The organism is Kocuria rhizosphaericola, assembly GCF_044462205.1.
GTDB classification, from domain to species: Bacteria; Actinomycetota; Actinomycetes; order Actinomycetales; family Micrococcaceae; genus Kocuria; species Kocuria rhizosphaericola.
In genome coordinates, this window is sequence record NZ_JBISWK010000032.1 from 61,010 (window position 1) to 79,543 (window position 18,534).

An 18,534-nucleotide genomic window follows, 5' to 3' on the forward strand; every position below is an offset into this window, starting at 1 on the left:
AGGCGGCCAATATCTGCCGTCGGAGCTGACTGTACGGAGACTGAGGACCTCGGATTTCGTAGCGCCTACGTGGGGAGAAACTGCTGAAACTTCCTTTGGCTGTCTGGCTGGAACTGTAGCTCTTAGACTTTCTCAACGTGCCCACCGGATGGTCGTCGACCCCAACGCTGTCCGCCTGCGGCGCCCTCCGTATGGCCGGGGACATCCGTACCCCCGCGACCACGGGTGGGTTCGTGGAGGGACGCACCCTGAGGACCCGGCGGAAGCGGAGCAGCCGATCCCGCGCAGACCTCAGCCCCTGGCCGCCCGTGGGGCGGTCAGGGGCTGAGTCGTTCTCCTACCGGGTGCTCCGGTGGGGCCGGTCAGGACTCATCGTCCTCCTCGGCACCGTCCTCGGTCTCGGTGCCCACGACGTCGAAGTTCTCGTCGAGCTGCACGTCGACCTCGGTGCCGTCGTCGAGGGTGACCTCCACCTCGTAGAGGCTCTCCTCGTCGCCGACCTCGGTCTCCGTGACCTCGCCGCCGCCGGTCTCGGCCAGGGCGGCCTCTACGGCCTGCTCGAGCGCCGCGCCGGTGATGGGCTCGTCCGCGTCACCGACGCCGGTCGCGACGGCGATGCCGCCGGAAGCGGCCACGAGAGCAGCCGCACCGATCAGGGACCCGGTCCTCTTGTTCATACGGAATGCCATGTGGTGCTCCTTTCGTCTGGAGTTCCCCACGGTAGGCGCCGAAGATGAGGCCACGATGAACGCCGGCCCGGGCGTTCTGTTCCGGCCCGGCCGGGCGTCCCGTTGCCTTTCGGACCATCGGGGAGGCCGGCGTAGGATGTGCCGGATGCGGATCCTGGTGGTGGAGGACGAGGCCAAGATGGCCGGCCTGCTGCACCGCGCGCTGACCGAGCGCGGCGACGTGGTCGAGGTCGCGGCCACCGGCGGCGACGCGGTCGCCCTGGCGGGCCTCGGGGAGTTCGACGTGATCCTGCTCGACGTGATGCTGCCGGACATGGACGGCTTCGAGGTCTGTCGGCGCCTGCGCGAACAGCAGGTGTGGGCGCCGGTGCTGATGCTCACCGCCCGCACCGGGGTCGAGGACCGGGTGCAGGGCCTGGATGCGGGGGCCGACGACTACCTCGCCAAGCCGTTCTCCCTCGAGGAGCTACTGGCCCGGATCCGCGCGCTGGCCCGCCGGGGGCCCGTCGAGCGGCCCGCTGTGCTGGCGGTCGGGGACCTCCGTCTCGATCCCGCCGCCCGCAGGGTGTGGCGCGGTGAGGAGGAGATCGGGCTGTCGGCCAAGGAACTGGTACTGCTGGAGACGTTCATGCGCCGCCCGGGGCAGGTCCTGTCCCGGGACCAGCTGCTGGACCACGCCTGGGACATGGCCTACGAGGCCCGTTCCAACATCGTCGACGTCTACGTGCGCCAGCTGAGGGAGAAGATCGACCGGCCCTTCCACCGGGACACCCTGGAGACGGTGCGCGGGGCAGGCTACCGGCTGAGGGCCGACTCGTGAAGGACCGCCTGCCGCTGCGCCTGAAGGTCGCGGCGGCCTTCGCCGTGGCGACCGCCCTGGTGCTGACCGGGCTCGCCTTCTTCGTCTACTACCGGGTCGAGGCCACCCTCGAACAGCAGATGCACACGTCGCTGCTGACCCAACTGGAGTCCGTGGCGCAGGCGGACCCGTCGCGACGGCTCGAGGTGGCTACCGCCGTGGACGGGGAGTCCTTCGCCCAGGTCCTGACACCGACGGGGGAGGTAGTCGCCTCCTCGGACGAGATCTCCGGCCCGCTCCTGCCTCCGGAACGGATGCCCCGCTCCCTTGGGGAGGACGTGGCGCTCACCCGGGAGGTGTGGCTGGCGGCCGAGGGGGAGCGGGAGCCTGCGATGCTCCTGGCTCGCCGTGATGACGGGCAGGTGCTGGTGGTGGGCACCTCGCGCGAGGACCTGGAGGACGCCCTGGAGGGCGTGCTGTCGCAGTTCCTGGTGGGCGTTCCCCTGGCGCTGCTCCTCGCCTCTGGGCTGGGGTACGTGGTGGCCGGTTCGGCCCTGCGGCCCATCGAGAGAATGCGCCAGCAGGCGGCCAGCATCTCGGCGCGCAACCTGGACGAGAGGCTGCCCCTGCCTGCGGCCCGGGACGAGATCCACCGGCTGGGCAGCACGCTCAACGCCATGCTCGAGCGCCTCGACGCCGCCCTCGAGCGGGAACGCCGCTTCGTCGCCGAAGCCGGCCACGAGCTGCGGACCCCCTTGGCGCTGCTACGAATGGAAGTCGAGCTGGCCCTGTCCCGCCCCCGCTCCTCCGAGGACCTCGCGACGGCCCTGCGGTCGGTCAACGAGGAGGTGGACCGGCTCAGCCGCCTCTGCGAGGACCTGCTGCTCCTGGCGACCTCCGACGAGGGCCGGCTCGTCCTGCGCAAGGAGGAGTTCGACCTCCGGGAACTGCTCAGCGCAGTGGCGGACCGGTTCGCCACGCGCGCCGGAGCCGAGGGACGGGCTATCACCGTGGCCGGCGACGCTCCGCTGCGGCTGCGGGCCGACCGGGCCCGCATCGACCAGGCCGTGAGCAACCTCGTCGACAACGCCCTGCGGCACGGCGGCGGCGACGTCCACATCGGCACGTCGGCGGAGGCGGACCGGGTGGTGATCCGTGTCACGGACGAGGGCGAGGGGATGGACACGAACGTGCTCGGATCGGCGTTCGAGCCGTTCCGGCGCGCCCCGGGCGCCCGCTCCACCGGCGCACGGGGCCTGGGCCTGTCGATCGTGCGGGCCGTCGTCGAGGAGCACGGCGGAGCGGCGAGCCTCACGGGCGGAGAAGACGGCCACGGGACCACAGTGACGATGACGCTTCCCACCTCCTGATCGCCGAGAGGCTTCTACGGAGCAGATGGTGGGAACGCACAGAGCGACCGGCCCGCGTCCCAAATTCCGTAGGCGCAGGCCGTTCCCTTGTGGGCGCGGCCGAGAGGCATATTACGTAACGTGCGCCCGGACGCATACCAATTCAGAGTCCTACGACTGCCATTTATTCCTGTTAGAACGCCGCCACTTACCTCTGCGGTTAACACACCCGCATGTTTCCGCGGTTCGACCTGTCTCGTAGCTATGTGCTTTATCCGTACCCCTAGAATCAGATACTCAACGTTAGTTGCGAGACAGATGAGGTGGACATGGGGAAGCTGATCGGGTATGCGAGAGTGTCGACGCGGCAGCAGGACGCAGACCGCCAAGTGTCTGACCTCCTACAGGCCGGCGTGCGGCGAGACGACGTCTATGTGGACAGTGGAGCGTCTGGAGGCCGTGCGTCACGTCCGGCCTTCGACAAGGCGGTGGCCGCCCTCGAGGAGGGCGACACGCTGGTGATCACCACTTTGGACCGGTTGGGGCGGTCGACGCAGAACATGCTGGCCTTCGCCGAGGCGCTGCGGGGGAGAGGTGCCGGGTTGCGGGTGCTGAACCTCGGTGGGGGAGACGTGGATACCGCGACCCCGATGGGCTCGATGGTCTTCACCGTGATGGCCGCCTTGGCCCAGATGGAGCTGGAGATCAAGCGGGAGCGGATCACCGACTCGGTGGCCAAGCGCCGGGCCGCCGGCAAGGACCTCGGCGGACGCCGCCAGACCTTCACCGACTCCCAGATCGGCAATGCTCTCCGGCTGATCGAGTCCGGGGAGCCGACCACCCAGGTCGCCCGCGACCTCGGCATGTCTAGGGCCACGCTCTATCGGCGGATCCGGGAACTGCCTTCCACGGTGAGCTGAGACCTCAACTGGTGCGCTTGGCCGACTCCCGCTGGATCGTGCGGTAGACCGTGGAGCGGGCCACCCCGAACAACTCCGCCAGCTCCGCCTGGGAGTGCTCCCCCTTCTCGTATAAGGACATCAGGTGCCGGCGCTGCAGGGTGGAGAGCTTCGGCTACCGTCCGCGCAGCCGGCCCTTGGCTCGGGCGATGGCCATGCCCTCGCGGGTGCACATCCGGATCAGGCCAGATGCGAACTCCGCCACCATGCTCAGCACGTTCCCGTGCGGGCGGCGCCAGTTATGCATCTGACAACACAGGTCTGCGGCGGACATTTGCCCGGGATACCCCGTGGACGGACCAGTTTGCCGATCAGCTCCGGCGGCGGGGCCCTGTGGCGAGAAGATCACATGCGTTGAGTTGCGACTGCTCGGGCCCTCACATTCGCTTCGCGGATCTGGTCTGTCATGTCGGTGTAGAACTCGTCGTGGGGGTCCTTGATGCCCCACCCGCGTCCGAGGTTCTCGATGTAGCCGCACCAGTGCCAACCGATGATCCAGGGCTCTGCAGCGGCCCGCGCTAGGCCGCTGGCGTAGTCCGCCCCGCGTTCGGCTTGGGTGTCCATGTCGCTCGTGCGGTGAGGGTTCATGTCCGTGGGAACCCAGTTGCCGATGTCTGCGATGACCACTGGCTTGCCCGTCAGTTCATGCCATCCGCGGAGGTCTTCGATCATGGTTGCGTACTCTTCGTCGGATTTCCCGGTGAAGTACTGGACGGAGAGGACGTCGACGAACGGCACCATGGCGTGCAGGACTGCTTCGGGAATGCCCTTGTTGCCGTTGTACCGGTCCCCGAGAATCAAGTGGTCCGGATCATAGCGCCGAATTGCCTCGGTGATCGTCCGGTAATACTGAGTAGCCACGTCGAACAGCTTCTGGTCGTGCTCGGCTTGGCTCAGTCCTTCGAATCCGGGCCAGAATCGTCCGGAGGCATGGGGCAACCATCCGGGGATGTCGACGAGGAAGTAGCCGACCAGGTTCGCGCTGCCTTTGTGATCCGACACCATGCGCCGGGCGAGCCAGTCCGCGTACTTGTGGAAGTCCTCGCCGTACACGTCTCGGTACGCCGGGTGGCCATTCCAGTCCTCGATCTCCTGCACACGGATCTGCACCACATAGGGCATTCCGGCGTCGAGAAGGTGCTGGTCGGGCCAGGGGTGGGAGTGGCCGAGGTCGACCGGGTCGCCGAACCAGTTCAGCGCCTCGCCCCATCCTCCGCTGATGTACTGGGACGTCCATCCGATGGTGTTGAAGTTCAGGCCCTGGAGGTCGCGGACGACCCCCTTGGTCCATGCTTGGCGTGAGCCGTATCTGCGTTCGAAGACCTCCACGTTGTGCGGGTAGCGGAGGTCGGTGTCATCGAGATGGTTGAGGGCCAGCGAGATGAACGGCTCGCCGTCCGGGTCGATGAAGCTCCAGGAGCCGTTCTCGCTCTGTGCCACGCGGAAGAATGCACCGGAATTGCCTGTGGTTGAGGACATCGTTCGTCGTTCCTTTCAGTCCTGGCGTCGTTGATGGTCTCTGCTCACCGGATCCCGCATTTGGGGGGCGGTGAACCCGAGGGCCGGGACGTGCTCGGCCGTCGGCGTCCCGGCACGCTGCTATTCCCGGCCGAAGAAGTCCAGGTAGGCGGATGCCAGCGCTTCGGGGTCTTCCTCCGCCAACTGGTGGCCCCACGGGAGAATGACTCCGCGCACGTCCTCGGCGACCTCGCGCATCTGGCGCTCGTTGTCGTCCCCGATGAAGTACTCGCTGCCGACCGCGAGGACAGGCATCGTGAGCTTCGTCTTCGCTGCCTCACGGTTCTGGTCGGCGTCGTCGAGGGTCGCACGGTAGATCTCGAGCATGCTCCGCAGGCCGCCCGGTGACGAGTAGCAGCGGATGTACTCGTCCAGGGCGTCGGGGGTAATGGCCTGTGGGTTGTGGGTCTCGTGCTTGATGAAGTAGTTGAAGTACTCCCGCTCTTTGCCGCTGATGAGGAATTCGGGGAAGTGGGGAACGCTGTAGAAGTTGATGTGCCAGAGCCACACGTAGGTGCTGACGTTCTCACGGGTGAGGAACGAGTAGTCCTCCAGGCCGAAGCCGGGGAGGATCATCTCTTGGTAGACGAGCTTCTTCACGCGATCGGGGTACTGGGCTGCGACCTGGTAGGCGGTCGAGGCGCCCCAGTCCTCTCCGACGAGGTTGAAGGTCTCGTATCCGAGGTGAGTGGCCAGCTGGGCGATGTCCTCGGCCATGTTCTTCATGTCGAAGCCGTCCTGAGGGTGCTCCGAATCTCCCAGCCCGCGGAGGTCCGGGGTGATGACCGTGTAGTACGGCGTCAGCAGCGGAACGACCCGGCGCCAGTGGTAGGACGTCTTCGGCACTCCGTGCAGCAGGAACAGCGGTTCTCCCTGGCCGGCGATAGCGTAGTGCAGGCGGACACCGTTGACGAATGCTCGACCGTGCTGGGCCGGGCGGCCGTTGTGGTCCTGGATGATCTCCATGATTTCTCCTCCTGTGTTGCGTTGTGGTGACCGGTGTCGGCCGGTGGGGTCAGTCTTGGTTGCTGAAGGCGGCGTCGAATGAGGACTCAGGTGTCTTCCAGAGCAGGGACCGGACATGGCGCAGGGCTTCGGGGGCACCGTGCAAGCGGTCCATTCCGGCGTCCTCCCACTCGATGGAGATCGGCCCGTTATAGCCGATCGACTTCAGCGCGCGGAAGGCGTCCTCCCAGTGGACGTCGCCGTGGCCGGTGGAGACGAAGTCCCACCCGCGCCGCGGGTCGCCCCAGGGCAGGTGCGAGCCCAGAATCCCTGACCGACCTGTGGCCGGGCGCAGGCGGGTGTCCTTGCAGTCCACGTGGTAGATCCGGTCGGCGAAGTCGGTGATGAATCCGACCGGGTCGATGCCCTGCCACAGCATGTGGCTCGGGTCCCAATTGAACCCGAAGGCTTCGCGCCGGTCGATCGCTTCCAAGGCTCGGACGCTGGTCCAGTAGTCGTAGGCGATCTCGGAGGGGTGCACCTCGTGGGCGAAGCGCACCCCTTCGCCGTCGAAGACGTCGAGGATCGGGTTCCACCGGTCGGCGAAGTCCTGGTATCCGGCGTCGATCACGGACCGCGGGACCGGGGGGAACATGGCCACGTACTGCCAGATGGACGAGCCGGTGAATCCGACCACGGTGTCGCAGTCCAGCTTGCGCGCCACCTGGGCGGTGAGCTTGAGCTCCTGCGCCGCCCGCTGCCGCACGCCCTCTGCCTCGCCGTCGCCCCAGATGCGGGAGCCGACGATGGCCCGGTGCCGGAAGTCGATGGGGTCGTCGCAGACAGCCTGGCCCTTGAGGTGGTTGGAGATCGCCCAGACTTTCAGCCCGTATCGGTCGAGGATTTCGGTGCGCCCGGCCAGATAGGCGTCGTCCTCCGCCGCCTGCCACACGTCCAGGTGATCCCCCGAGCAGGCGATCTCCAGCCCGTCGTAGCCCCACTCGGCGGCCAGCCGGGCCACCTCTTCGAAGGGTAGGTCGGCCCATTGGCCGGTGAACAAGGTGACGGGGTGGGAGTTCTCATGAGTCATGATGGGTTCCTTTTCGAGTTCGCCGGCGTATCCGTCGCGCTCCGGAAGCGAGCCGATGGGGCAGGGAAGTGTTCCAGGGCAGCGGGTGTATCAGTTGATGTCCACCCATTGACCGGAGGCGGCGGACGAGAGGACGGCGTCGGTGAGAACTGCTGCGCGCAGGCCGTCGTCGAAGGTCGGTAGCCCGTCCACTTCCTCGCCCCCGGCGGCCCGGTAGGTGTCGGCGACGAAGGAGGTAAACGCGTCGCGCCACCCTTGGGGATGTCCTGCCGGGGACTGGTCGTAGGCGGTGGACAAGGGCGAGGCGTCCTCGTCGGCTCGATTCCAGATCCGGGTCTGCTCCCGCCCACCGATCCATAGGGTGTTCGGTTGTTCCTGGTGGAATTCGTAGGAGTGCACGGGGGTGTCCACGGCGATGCGCAGGTCGTTCTTGTGCCCCGGTGCCGCCTGCGAGATCGTGGCGCTGCCCAGGGTTCCACCGTCGAGCCGGAAGACGAGCACGGCCGCGTCCTCGGTTCTGACCGGCTCGGGGCTCGGCCCTCGGGTGTCGTAGACGGTGGACAGGTCGGCGATGAGGGAGGTGATGCGTTGCCCGGTGACGAACTCCAGGAGGTCGCACCAGTGGACTCCGATGTCGGCGAAGGCCCGGGACTGGCCACCCTGGGTGGAGTCCACCCGCCAGTTGGTGTCCGTGGGGCGCGACAGCCAGTCCTGCAGGTAGTTGCCCCGCACCAGGTGAGGCGTGTCCTGCGCGGACGACAGACGGGCCCGCAGTTCACGGATTGAGGAGTAGAAGCGGTAACCGAATGGGACGGTGGCCACCAGATCGGTGGTCCGCCAGTGATCGACCATGGCCTGCGCGTCGGCCTGGCCGGTGGCCAGCGGCTTTTCGCAGATCACGTGCTTGCCGGCCTCAAGGGCGGCACGTACGAGATCGGGGTGGGTGTCGTTGGGGGAGCAGATGTGCACCACCTCGACGCGGGGGTCTTCGATGAGTTCCAGGGGGGCTGAGTGCACTTCCCCGGCTCCCGTTTGCTGACCTGCGCGCTGAGCGGATGCCGCGTCTCGGCTGGCTGCGGCCAGCACCTCGTGTCCCGAGGCGCGCACCGCGTGGGCGTGGACGCGGGCGATCATGCCCCCGCCAATGATTCCTGCGCGCACTGGACTACTTCCTCCGCGCTAGGGCCACGGCGAGGATGATGATGACGCCGCGGACGATGTTCTGTTGGCTGGTATCCAGGCCTGCCAGCACTAGACCGTTGTTGATCACGCCGATCAGCAGCGCCCCGATCACGGATCCGACGACGGCTCCGCGCCCACCGAACAGGCTGGTGCCGCCGAGGATGACCGCCGCGATGACGGACAGTTCGTCCCCGCTGCCCCACTGGTAGCGGCCGGACTCCAGGCGTCCGGCGTAGAGCATGCCGGCGATCGAGGCGGCCACGGCGGAGGCCATGAGAACGCTGAAGATGATACGGCGCGTGCGCACGCCGCTGTAGATGGCGGCCTGCTCGTTGCCGCCGGTGGCCAGCACCCGACGGCCGTAGGCGGTGCGGTGCATGACGATCGCCCCGATGATGGTGGCGATGACAACCCAGATGAGCAGAGCCGGGATCGGGCCGATCGACCCACCGCCGAAGAAGGCGTTGAAACCGGGCGAGAGGATGGGCTGGGGGGCGGAACCGGTGATCCACATGGCCACACCCAAGGCGATGCCCATCATGCCCAGGGTGACCAGGAACGAGGGAATCCGGGCAAAGGCCACCAGGCTGCCATTGACCAGTCCGACGAGCACGCCGGTGCCGATTCCGGCCAGGGCACCGGTGACAGGACCGCCGGCGGCCACGCCCATGGCTGCGGTGACACTGGCCAGCCCAGCGACGGCGCCGACGGACAAGTCGATCTCCGCAGAAGCGATCACGAACGTGACGGCCACGGCCATGAAAGCGATCATGGCCGTCTGTCGGAAGATGTTCAGCAGGTTTTCGACGGTGGCGAAGCCTGAGTCGTTCAGGAAGATGACGCAGATCCCGTACACCAGGACCAGGCCGATGTAGATGATGTAGCTGCGCCAATCCACCGAGCTCTTGCGGGCAGCGGTGTCCGCCTGAGCCGGGGCTGGGGTGGAGGTAGAGGTGGACATGGTCAGACTCCCTGAATGGTCAATTGGAGCGACTCTTCGTCTTCGATCTCGGAGCGGTCCAGAGTGGATTGGAGGTGGCCCTTGCGCAGGACCAGGATGCGGTCGCTGACCGCCAGCAGTTCGGTCAGTTCAGAGGAGATCAGCACCACGGAGGTGCCGGTTCGGGACAGTTCTCGGATTAGCTCGATGACTTCGCCCTTGGTGCCGATGTCGATGCCGGCCGTGGGCTCGTCCAGAATGAGGATCTTGGGTTCGGTGGAGACCCAGCGGCCCAGGACGACCTTCTGCTGGTTGCCACCGGACAGCAGCCGGATCTCGAGGTTGGGGGTCGCCCCTTTCACCTCGAACTTCTTCAGCACCTCTGTCACGAACTGTCGTGAGCGCCGTTCATCCATGAGCGGGCCTCGGCGGAATCGGCCGAGCAGCGGCAGCAGCAGGTTGTCGCGGATGCTGTGAGAAAGCACCAGTCCTTGTTCACGGCGGTCCTCGGGCACGAGAGCGAATCCCGCTTCCATGGCCGAGACCGGGGTCGTGACGGAGACAGGCTCCCCGTCAACGAGGATCTCGCCGCTGCGGTGCTTGTCGATGCCGAAGAGAGCTCGCGCGAGCTCGGTACGGCCTGAGCCCATCAGCCCGGCCAACCCGAGGACCTCCCCGGGGTGAACGGTGAAGGAGATGTCCTCCAAACCATGGTCGGTGGACAGGCCCTTCACCTCCAGTCGCGGAGTCCCGGAACGATCCACCCCGTGGGTCTCGTAGGCCAGCGCGTTCTCCAGCCGACGCCCGACGATGGCCTCGACGAGATCCTCCGGGGTTATGTTGGCGGCGTGATCCGTCAGCACCACGGCCCCGTCGCGCATGACCGTGATGCGGTCGGTGACCCGGTAGATCTCCTCCATGCGGTGAGAGATGTAGACGATGCCGATCCCTTGGGACGTCAACCGTTTGATCAGCTCGAAGAGAATCTCCGATTCTTTCTTCGACAAACTTGCGGTGGGCTCATCGAGGATGAGCACCCGGGCGTTCTGAGAGATGGCCTTGGCGATCTCGGTCAGTTGCCAGTACGCCGTGCTCAACCGATCTACGGAAGCTTTGGGGTTGATGGGCAGCCGGAAGGTCTCGAAGATCTTTTCCGTCTCACGCTCCATGGCCTCTTCGTCGATCAACCCCAAAGCATTGCGGGGTTCTCGGTTGAGGAAGACGTTCTGGGCGACACTCAAGGTGGGGACCAGGCTGAACTCCTGGAAGACCATGCCCACCCCCGCCTCGCGGGCGGCGATCGGGGAGTTGATCGTCACAGGATGCCCGCCCACGGCGATCTCCCCGGCGTCGGCGCTGTAGACGCCTTGCAGGATCTTCATGAGCGTGGACTTGCCCGCTCCGTTCTCTCCAGCGAGGGTGTGGACCTCACCGGCGAGCACTTCGAAGTCCACTCCCTGCAGCACCCGGTTGGCGCCGAAGGCTTTCTCGATGCCTTGCATGGACACGGCGACGGTCCCGGTCGTGGGCGAAGAGGGTGCGGTTGCGCTGGACATGGCTACTGCAGCCCTTCCACGGTCACCCATTGCCCGCTGTCGGAGGACTCCAGGATCGCGTCGGCGACCTTTTCGATCTGGTAGCCGTCGGCGAAATCCGGGCTGGCTGGGGTGCCGTTGACGATGGCGTGGAAAAGGTCGTGGGCCTCGATGATCTTGGTTTCGCCGTAGCCGATGCCCAGGGCGGGGATGGGCCACAGCGCTTCCCCGTTCGGGTGGGCGGGGCCGGTGTAGATCGTGCGGAGGCCTCGCTCGGCGGGATCGTCGGAGGCGAAGATCACCTGCAGCTGGTCCCGCTTCTCGTAGTCGAAGGTGATGGAGCCTTCGGTGCCGTGGATCTCGAAGGTCAAGAAGTTGTTCCGGCCCCAGCCGTTGCGGGTGGCTTCGATGCTGCCGATCGCCTCGTTGTCAAAGCGGAGCATGGTCATGACCTCGTCGTCGACGTCGACGGTTTCCTTCGGGGCGTTGGCGTCACCGCCGGCACCGAGCTTGTCGACGGTGCCGCTGGGTACGGGGCGCTCCGGGATCCAGGTGCGGGCTTGGGCACTGACCGCGGAGATCTCGCCCACCAGGTACCGGGCGATGTCGACGACGTGGGTGCCGATGTCGCCCAGGGCACCGCTGCCGGCGATGTCCTTGCGGAAACGCCAGGACAGCGGGGAGTCCGGGCTGGCCGACCAGTCCTGCAGGTAGGTGCCGCGGAAGTTGAGGATCTTGCCGATGCGTCCTTCGTCGATGAGCTTCTTGGCGTAGGTGATCGCGGGGGTACGGCGGTAGTTGAAAGCGACCATGGTGGTGCGGTCCGAGGCCTGTGCCGCCTCGTACACGGCCTTGGCCTCTTCGGCCCCACGGGCCAAGGGCTTCTCGGAGATCACGTGCTTGCCGGCCTGCAGGGCGGCGATGGCGATCTCCGCGTGCAGGTGGTTGGGGGTGGCGATGTCGATCACGTCGATGCTCGGGTCTTCGATGGCCGCACGCCAGTCCGTGCCCGAGCGGTTCCACCCGTAGCGGGCCGCAGCATCGGCTGCGGACTCCTCGTTCACGTCGATCAGCAGCTCCCGTACCGGCTGGGCCGGGGCCGGCCAGAAGAACATCGGCATGGTCGCGTAGGCCATGGAGTGTGCCTTGGCCATGAATCCGGCTCCGATGATGGCGATCTTCAGCTCTTGCATTGTCATTGCTCCGATTCTCGTGCTGGTTCAGATGTCAGTTCGTGGGCGGGGTGCACTCGACGTAGGACTCCCGGATGGGCTCGGGAACGTCCTGGTGGTAGATGTCCTGCCAGGCCTCCAGCAGGTTGCCGTGGTGCACCGGCAGGGCGCCGAGGGCCACGTAGGGCGGTGCGTCTTTTCCGAGCAGTCCGTAGGCGGCCAGGGTGGCCTCGGCCACACCTTGGTCGTAGGGGCGTTGGGCGCCCAGCCCGGCCACCGCAGTGTTCTGGGCCATGGCGATCGCCACGTTCAAGCCCAGATCCTCGGTGGTGATCGTGATGTCCTCGCGTTCTGCCGTACGGACGGCGGCCATGATCCCTTCTGTGGGTACGTCCCAGACCCCCCAGAGGCCGTCGATGTCGTCCTGGTGCCTCAGGAGCATCGCGTTGGCGGTGTTCTGGGCTTCTCCGGCCAGGTCGGCGCCGGAGATGCCCCGCTCGGCGATGATGTTGATGCCGGGGTACTCGTTCTCGATGGTGTCGGTGAACCCCTCGTGACGCTGGTTGGTCACGAAGAAGTCGACCCCGTATTTGATCACCCCGATGTTCCCCTCCCCCTGCAACGCCTGAGCCATCAGGTGGGCGGAGACGACGCCGTTGCCGTAGTTGTCGGCAGAGACCGCGGAGATGTAGTCCTCACCGGGAACGAAGCCGGCCGGCACGTTGTCCATGAACACCAGATCGATCCCGGCTTCGGCAGCCCGGCGATAGGCTCCCGCCGTGGCCACGGCGTCCGTGGGGATCGAGATCATGATGTCGGGCTGGCGCGCGATCATGTTCTCGATGTCCGAGACCTGTTTGCTCGGGTCCTGTCCGGCGTCGGTGACGCCGATGACCTCGATGCCGAGTTCGGCGAACCGTGTTTCCAGCCCGTTGAGCTGCGCTGCGGTCCAGTCGTCGCCGGTGTAGTGCATGACGATGGCCGCGGTGGCCTTCTCGGCCTTGACCTCCTCGATCTCGTTGCCTGTCAGCTCCAAGGTGTCGGCGGAGACCGGCTCTTCCCCCTGGGGTCCCTTGCTGAGGACTTGACCTTCCATCTCCTGCAGGGCTTCCTGGGCCGGGGCATAGTCAGGCAGCAGGCACGTGCTGTTTGTGGTGGTGGAGGCACATGCGGTCAGGGAAACCGATAGGGTCACCAGGCTGGCTGCTGTCGCCAGACGGGCTCGGCGGTTCACAGTCCCAGGCCTCTCAGGTACTGGCGGCTGCGCCGAGCGGCCTCCGCCGGGTCGCCGTCGTAGTAGTCCAGCTCTACGACCACCCAGTCGTCGTAGTGCGCCTCCTGGACGGCGTCGAGAATGCCCCGGAAGTTCAGTTCCCCATCCCCCAGCGGCAGGAAACGACCGCTGGTGGAGTCGTAGTCCTTCAGGTGCACCAGCGTCAGGCGGTCGGAGTACTTGCGCACGGCTTCGGCTGGGTCCCCGCCGCCGGCGGCCAGGTGGGCGGTGTCGGGGCAGAAGCCGATGCCGGTCTCGGCGAAGACGGTCTCCAGCTGCTCGGGGGACTGCACGATCGTGCCCAGATGAGGATGGAAGCAGGCGCGCAGGCCGTTGCTCTCGGCGATCTGCGCCACGGTGTCCAGCGCGCCACCGAGCCGCTTGTAGTCGTCCTCGCGGGTGCCGGCCGCGCGGATGGCGCCACCACCTAGGACGAGGTGACCTGCCCCGGCCGCCGCGGCGAGTTCGGCCGTGGAACGGACCTTGTACAGCTCGTCCTCCAGGGCGTCGGCATAGATGAAGCTTCCGCCGGTGTAGACGCTGACCAGTTCCAGTTCGTGGTCGGAAAGCTTGGACTGGAGGTCGCCCAGGTGGGAGGAGAAGTCGTGGAGGTTGCCCTCGAACATCTCCACCCCGGAGTACCCGGCCTGCTGGATGGGGGCGAACGAGTCGGTCACCGTCCCGGCCGATCGGTAGTAGAGGTCCTTGATGCTGGTGACGCCGGTGGGGTCGCCGATGACTCCGCCCCACGTGATCGAGTGGTACGCCAACTTCACTGTCTGCTCCTTGGGGTGTGAGGGAACTCACGTGTTATGTTGTTCACGTGCAGACTATTGCCGCTCATATACATAAGTCAAGGGTGTCTACCGCACGTTCCGCCGGAAAGGAGGTTGGATAGGACCATGCCCACTCCCGCTCTGCTGTCCGGTATGGACGCCAACCTTGCCCACAGCGCCGCTCTCACCCTGGGAATCATTCGCAGGGAAGGGCCCCAGACCCGGCCCGATCTGGCAGTCAAGACCGGTCTGGGGCGCACCGCCCTCGCCCAGCGCCTCACCGTCCTGCAGGAGGCGGGCCTGGTGATGGAGGGGGAGTACGGAGAGTCGACCGGTGGGCGTAACCCCCGCCTCCTGCGTTTCAACGCCTCAGCCGGGATCATCCTCGGCCTAGAGCTCGGGGCCACCTCGTTCACGGTCGGTGCCACGGATCTGGCGGGCAACGTGCTGGCTCTCCGCAACGCAGTTCATGAGATCGCAGCCGGGCCCGAGCCCGCACTCTCTCGGGCCGAGGAAGTGCTCAAGGATCTGCTGGTCGAGGCGAACCTTTCGGAGAGAGACGTCTGGGGCGTCGGCGTAGGGCTGCCCGGTCCTGTCGAGTACGCCACCGGACGCCCTAGCGCACCGCCGATCATGCCGGGATGGGACAACTACCCCGTGCGAGAACGACTCACGGCTGCGTTCCGGGCCCCGGTATGGGTCGACAACGAGGTCAATGTGCTGGCCCTCGCCGAGCTGAGATCCAGGCGAGAGCTCTGGGGCCAGGACTTCATCTACGTGAAGATCGGCACCGGCATCGGAGCGGGCCTCGTCTCGGCCGGGCGGTTGCACCGCGGGGCCCAGGGCAGTGCCGGAGACATTGGGCACGTGGCTGTGGCCGGGGCCGAGAACGTGGCGTGTCGGTGCGGCAAGTACGGGTGTCTCGAGGCCATCGCCGGCGGCGGAGCACTGGGGCTCCAGGGGCTGCGCGCCGCCCAGAACGGTCGTAGCCCCATCCTCCATAAGCGATTCACCGAGACCGAGAACATCACAGCCCAAGATGTCGTTACCGCAGCCCGCGATGGAGATCACTTCTCCGTGGAAGCCCTCACCCACAGCGGTAAGACCATCGGCTCGGTCCTGTCGACGCTCGTCAACTTCTTCAACCCATCGATCATCTTGATGGGCGGAGGTGTCGTTTCAAGCGGCGGACAATTGCTGGCAAGCATCCGTGAGACCGTCTATCAACGCTCTCTACCCCTGGCCACGCGGGACCTGATCATACGCCCTGCTCGCCTGAATAGCACCAGAGAAGGTGGAATCATTGGCGCCGCCCACCTGGCACTCGACGAGCTCTTCGATCCGGCCACCTTCCAGCGCCTCATCACTCATGGGCCGCCGCGCAGCGTGGATGAACTGCAAGCCGCGACCGCTCTCGCTTAGGACGGCCCCCACCGGCCAATAAATTCGCATTCTGGGTGTCGAGGGCGATGCCTGCGATGAAAACCGGCTCTGGCGTTGCAGCTGGGGTTCCCTCGAGTGCGTCTCGCCCGCAGAGGTTGCTCCGATCCCAGACTGGAGCCGACCTCATAGTTGCTGGGAGACCGTGGCCAGCGGAGCCAAGAGCGGTTCTGTACTCTTCGCTTTACATATGGTCCGGATACCGGACATCGACCCACGACACTTGCATCAGTCCCGGCCGCATCCGCGAGCAGTCCTGTCGGGCCGCTGAGCGACACTGGGAGCATGACCGAGATGAGTGCCGTAGAAGCGCGAACGTTCTGGAAAGCGTTGGTGGATAACGCATCCGCACTGATTTCGGATGCCCACGTTTTACTCGCTGCCGAGTCATACGGACGCGCCAGGTCGCTTACCGTTTTGGCGCAGGAGGAGCTGGGCAAGGCGCTGTGGATCTACGAGACCTCCAAACAGGCTTGGAGCGAGGGCGACGACACGCCCCGCGTTGTGAATGCGCTCAAGCAGTACGGACGCGACCACACGAAGAAGTACCTGGAAGCCGTCGTGTTCGGGACTGCCGCACCGATGGGTGACGTCAGATCCCGTGTGGGGTATTGCGATAGCCTCGTCCCCGGCGTTGTCCCTATAACTCCTTGGTAGGAGAGCAGGGGGTAGAAGCACCGGTTCAGAAGTTCGAACGTCTGGACGACGAAACCCGGGCCACTGTCTTTGGGGCTCAGGCGGTGGACATCGAACCCTCTTCGAGGGGGCGGGGTGGGGCCCCCAGGAGCCGGCCCGCGGGCCGGCACAGTGCCAGAAGGACGAGCCCGAGAGCGGCGATGCTCCCGGCCAGCGCGGGGGAGTGCGGCCACCATCCGGAGAGGATGAGGAAGCCGGGCAGGCCGGTCGTCAGCAGGGCGTTGCCGATGGCCAGGACGCCTACCGCAGGCGCTAGCTCGGTGCGGTCCCGTGCCAAGAGCACGAAGAATGCGGACCAGAGGATTGCCCACATCAGCCACTGCACGGCAAGAACTCCGTCGTTGAGTGCTACCCAGGAGTGCGCGGCAAAACCAATCCCGCTAACGGCCACGACCAGGGAGAACCAACCCAGCCCGTGGTGTGGCCAACCGGTGATCAGGTTGACACCCAGCCAGAGGTACGTGAAGCCGAAAAAGTACAGCCCTGCGGCCTCGGCGACCCTGGTCCCGTCGCCTCCGGCCGAGACGATGAGCAAGGTGGGCACTACCACCTGCAGCACACCCACGAAAACGTTCAGCGGAGCGGCTCCGGGGCCACTGACGTAGCCCAGCAGCATCATCCCGTTAACGAACAGGACCGCACCGACGTATAGAAGGCCGACGGCGCTCATGAGCGAACCTTTCAGTGAAAGCTACGGTCCGAGCACCAGGGCACGGTCATGGCTGTTTTCGACATTTCTCCACGAGAGCTCATCCCCTCGGGCAGGGCAGGACATGGCCTCGTTGCCCCAGGCTGAGCCTGGCCCAACGAGGGCACGACCGGCAGGGGCTTCACGAGGAGAGATCCCGAGGGGGCAGTTCTGGAATGCCTTTTCTCGGGTGGGTGGACCAGCCCGGACCTTCGCCGTGGTCAGTCAAAGCCGGATGAGGGCTCCGTGATTGTGACGGTGGCCGGTGGCGGGGGTGTCAGCTCTCCCCGCGGCGCAGGAGGCGGCCCCTGGGCGTGCTGAAGTCGACCGGCGTGCCCCGCAGGAAGGTCCGGCGCACCCTCCCGGACAGGGCCTTGCCCTGGTACGGCGTGATGGGGTTCTTGTGGTGCAGCCGTCCGGCGTCCACCACGAAGGCGTCGTCGGCGGCGAAGACCACGAGGTCCGCGTCGTAGCCGAGGGCCAGCTTGCCCTTGGAGCGCAGCCCGGCCCGCTGGGCAGGCTTGGTGGACATCCACTCCACCACCCGTTCCAGCCCCACGCCGCGGCGGCGGGCCTCGGTCCAGATCAGGGAGAGCCCCAGCTGCAGGGAGGACACCCCGCCCCACGCCACCCCGAAGTCCCCGTTGTCCAGGTCCTTCAGGTCCAGGGTCGAGGGGGAGTGGTCCGAGACGATGAAGTCGATGGTCCCGTCGAGCAGGCCCTCCCACAGCAGCTCGCGGTTGCCGGCCTCCCGCACGGGCGGGCAGCACTTGAAGGCGGTGGCGCCGTCGGGGACCTCCTCGGCGAGCAGGGTGAGGTAGTGCGGGCAGGTCTCGACCGTGATGTCCAGGCCGTCCCGCTTGGCGGTGGCCAGCATGGGCAGGGCGTCCGAGGAGGACAGGTGCAGGATGTGCGACCGCGCTCCGGTCCAGCGGGTGCGCTCGATGACCTCGGCGATCGCGAGGTTCTCCGCCCCGCGCGGCCGGGAGGCCAGGAAGTTCTGGTACAGGTCCCCCTCCGGCTGCGGGGCCCGGTCGATGGCCCGGGAGTCCTCCGCGTGCACGATCATCAGGGAGTCGAAGGTCTTGATCTCCGCGAGGTCCTCCTCCATCTCGTCGGCCTCCAGGTGCGGGAACTCGTCCACCCCGGAGTGCAGCAGGAAGCACTTGAAGCCGAAGACGCCGTCGTCGTGCAGCCCGCGCAGGTCGGGGGTGTTGCCGGGGATCGCCCCGCCCCAGAAGCCGACGTCCACGAAGACGTTGTCCTGGGCGAAGAGGCGCTTGTACTCGAGGGCCGGCACGTTCACGGTCGCCGGGATCGAGTTGAGCGGCATGTCCAGGACCGTGGTGACGCCTCCGGCGGCGGCGGCCCGGGTCGCGGAGGCGAAGCCCTCCCACTCGGTGCGGCCGGGCTCGTTGATGTGCACGTGGGTGTCCACCAGCCCGGGCAGCAAGGTCTCGTCGTCGGCGAGCTCCACGACCTC

The 18,534-nt window shown here is 66.5% G+C and carries 17 protein-coding genes and 1 pseudogene; 5 read left to right on the forward strand and 13 right to left on the reverse strand.

Translation table 11 applies throughout. The features are described 5' to 3' along the window. Positions 1-362 precede the first annotated feature (362 nt). The gene (locus ACH9D2_RS02865) at positions 363-689 is read right to left on the reverse strand and encodes a PepSY domain-containing protein (RefSeq protein WP_396361242.1); all 327 of its coding nucleotides are present in this window, start codon (positions 687-689) and stop codon (positions 363-365) included. A 145-nt stretch (positions 690-834) separates the two neighbouring features. Between ACH9D2_RS02865 and ACH9D2_RS02870 the strand changes: the two genes are divergently transcribed. The 3 genes from ACH9D2_RS02870 to ACH9D2_RS02880 all read left to right on the forward strand — a co-directional run bounded on the left by ACH9D2_RS02870 (position 835) and on the right by ACH9D2_RS02880 (position 3,757). Continuing rightward, positions 835-1,509 carry a response regulator transcription factor gene (locus tag ACH9D2_RS02870; RefSeq protein ID WP_396361243.1) on the forward strand — a complete coding sequence of 225 codons (675 nt, stop codon included), beginning with the start codon at positions 835-837 and terminating at the stop codon, positions 1,507-1,509. Continuing rightward, entirely contained in the window at positions 1,506-2,858 is a 1,353-nt protein-coding gene (locus tag ACH9D2_RS02875) for a HAMP domain-containing sensor histidine kinase (protein ID WP_396361244.1), read from the forward strand. Before ACH9D2_RS02870 ends, ACH9D2_RS02875 begins: the two co-directional genes overlap by 4 nt. Before the next feature lie 308 nt (positions 2,859-3,166). Continuing rightward, positions 3,167-3,757 carry a recombinase family protein gene (locus ACH9D2_RS02880; RefSeq protein WP_396361245.1) on the forward strand — a complete coding sequence of 197 codons (591 nt, stop codon included), beginning with the start codon at positions 3,167-3,169 and terminating at the stop codon, positions 3,755-3,757. 4 nt (positions 3,758-3,761) lie between these two features. Here the strand turns inward: ACH9D2_RS02880 and ACH9D2_RS02885 are convergent. The 10 genes and pseudogenes from ACH9D2_RS02885 to ACH9D2_RS02930 form a co-directional block, all read right to left on the reverse strand. Continuing rightward, positions 3,762-4,016, reverse strand: a pseudogene (locus tag ACH9D2_RS02885) (helix-turn-helix domain-containing protein); the annotation flags it as partial. Between the two features lie 125 nt (positions 4,017-4,141). Beyond that, entirely contained in the window at positions 4,142-5,275 is a 1,134-nt protein-coding gene (locus ACH9D2_RS02890; protein ID WP_396361246.1) for an agarase, read from the reverse strand. A gap of 120 nt (positions 5,276-5,395) precedes the next feature. Then, positions 5,396-6,280, reverse strand: coding sequence for an alpha/beta fold hydrolase (locus ACH9D2_RS02895; RefSeq protein ID WP_396361247.1), 885 nt, complete (start codon positions 6,278-6,280; stop codon positions 5,396-5,398). Between the two features lie 49 nt (positions 6,281-6,329). Next, complete coding sequence (locus ACH9D2_RS02900) at positions 6,330-7,349, reverse strand: sugar phosphate isomerase/epimerase family protein (RefSeq protein ID WP_396361248.1); 1,020 nt, start codon at positions 7,347-7,349, stop codon at positions 6,330-6,332. Between the two features lie 90 nt (positions 7,350-7,439). Then, positions 7,440-8,510 (reverse strand): Gfo/Idh/MocA family protein, encoded by a 1,071-nt coding sequence (locus ACH9D2_RS02905; protein WP_396361249.1) that lies wholly within the window; start codon positions 8,508-8,510, stop codon positions 7,440-7,442. A gap of 4 nt (positions 8,511-8,514) precedes the next feature. Then, entirely contained in the window at positions 8,515-9,492 is a 978-nt protein-coding gene (locus tag ACH9D2_RS02910; protein ID WP_396361250.1) for an ABC transporter permease subunit, read from the reverse strand. A 2-nt stretch (positions 9,493-9,494) separates the two neighbouring features. Further along, entirely contained in the window at positions 9,495-10,973 is a 1,479-nt protein-coding gene (locus tag ACH9D2_RS02915; protein WP_396361259.1) for an ATP-binding cassette domain-containing protein, read from the reverse strand. A gap of 56 nt (positions 10,974-11,029) precedes the next feature. Beyond that, a complete protein-coding gene (locus ACH9D2_RS02920; protein WP_396361251.1) occupies positions 11,030-12,205 on the reverse strand; it encodes a levoglucosan dehydrogenase in 1,176 nt (391 codons plus the stop codon). A gap of 28 nt (positions 12,206-12,233) precedes the next feature. Continuing rightward, on the reverse strand, positions 12,234-13,274 hold the full coding sequence (locus ACH9D2_RS02925) for a substrate-binding domain-containing protein (RefSeq protein WP_396361252.1): 1,041 nt from the start codon (positions 13,272-13,274) through the stop codon (positions 12,234-12,236). Positions 13,275-13,408: 134 nt separating this feature from the next. Next, a complete protein-coding gene (locus ACH9D2_RS02930; protein ID WP_035925219.1) occupies positions 13,409-14,227 on the reverse strand; it encodes a sugar phosphate isomerase/epimerase family protein in 819 nt (272 codons plus the stop codon). A gap of 126 nt (positions 14,228-14,353) precedes the next feature. Here ACH9D2_RS02930 and ACH9D2_RS02935 point away from each other — a divergent pair, with 126 nt between their 5' ends. Together ACH9D2_RS02935 and ACH9D2_RS02940 are read left to right on the forward strand one after the other, a co-directional pair. Then, positions 14,354-15,649: an ROK family transcriptional regulator gene (locus ACH9D2_RS02935; protein ID WP_396361253.1), complete on the forward strand. Its 1,296-nt coding sequence runs from the start codon at positions 14,354-14,356 to the stop codon at positions 15,647-15,649. Positions 15,650-15,952: 303 nt separating this feature from the next. Continuing rightward, the gene (locus ACH9D2_RS02940) at positions 15,953-16,324 is read left to right on the forward strand and encodes an AbiV family abortive infection protein (protein ID WP_396361254.1); all 372 of its coding nucleotides are present in this window, start codon (positions 15,953-15,955) and stop codon (positions 16,322-16,324) included. A 76-nt stretch (positions 16,325-16,400) separates the two neighbouring features. Here the strand turns inward: ACH9D2_RS02940 and ACH9D2_RS02945 are convergent, their stop codons facing one another. Then, positions 16,401-17,033 carry an AmiS/UreI family transporter gene (locus tag ACH9D2_RS02945; RefSeq protein WP_396361255.1) on the reverse strand — a complete coding sequence of 211 codons (633 nt, stop codon included), beginning with the start codon at positions 17,031-17,033 and terminating at the stop codon, positions 16,401-16,403. A 295-nt stretch (positions 17,034-17,328) separates the two neighbouring features. Further along, positions 17,329-18,534, reverse strand: a 1,206-nt coding sequence (allB, locus tag ACH9D2_RS02950; protein WP_396361256.1) for an allantoinase AllB, incomplete at its 5' end; no start/stop codon positions are given.

Excerpts from the sequence above, each read along its gene's own strand:
- ACH9D2_RS02910 (WP_396361250.1), bottom strand. The coding sequence starts at position 9,492 with ATGTCCACCTCTACCTCCACCCCAGCCCCGGCTCAGGCGGACACCGCT.
- ACH9D2_RS02880 (WP_396361245.1), top strand. The coding sequence starts at position 3,167 with ATGGGGAAGCTGATCGGGTATGCGAGAGTGTCGACGCGGCAGCAGGAC.
- ACH9D2_RS02925 (WP_396361252.1), bottom strand. The coding sequence starts at position 13,274 with ATGGAAGGTCAAGTCCTCAGCAAGGGACCCCAGGGGGAAGAGCCGGTC.
- ACH9D2_RS02890 (WP_396361246.1), bottom strand. The coding sequence starts at position 5,275 with ATGTCCTCAACCACAGGCAATTCCGGTGCATTCTTCCGCGTGGCACAG.
- ACH9D2_RS02935 (WP_396361253.1), top strand. The coding sequence starts at position 14,354 with ATGCCCACTCCCGCTCTGCTGTCCGGTATGGACGCCAACCTTGCCCAC.
- ACH9D2_RS02920 (WP_396361251.1), bottom strand. The coding sequence starts at position 12,205 with ATGACAATGCAAGAGCTGAAGATCGCCATCATCGGAGCCGGATTCATG.
- ACH9D2_RS02945 (WP_396361255.1), bottom strand. The coding sequence starts at position 17,033 with ATGAGCGCCGTCGGCCTTCTATACGTCGGTGCGGTCCTGTTCGTTAAC.
- ACH9D2_RS02870 (WP_396361243.1), top strand. The coding sequence starts at position 835 with ATGCGGATCCTGGTGGTGGAGGACGAGGCCAAGATGGCCGGCCTGCTG.
- ACH9D2_RS02915 (WP_396361259.1), bottom strand. The coding sequence starts at position 10,973 with ATGCAAGGCATCGAGAAAGCCTTCGGCGCCAACCGGGTGCTGCAGGGA.
- ACH9D2_RS02940 (WP_396361254.1), top strand. The coding sequence starts at position 15,953 with ATGACCGAGATGAGTGCCGTAGAAGCGCGAACGTTCTGGAAAGCGTTG.
- ACH9D2_RS02895 (WP_396361247.1), bottom strand. The coding sequence starts at position 6,280 with ATGGAGATCATCCAGGACCACAACGGCCGCCCGGCCCAGCACGGTCGA.
- ACH9D2_RS02900 (WP_396361248.1), bottom strand. The coding sequence starts at position 7,349 with ATGACTCATGAGAACTCCCACCCCGTCACCTTGTTCACCGGCCAATGG.
- ACH9D2_RS02865 (WP_396361242.1), bottom strand. The coding sequence starts at position 689 with ATGGCATTCCGTATGAACAAGAGGACCGGGTCCCTGATCGGTGCGGCT.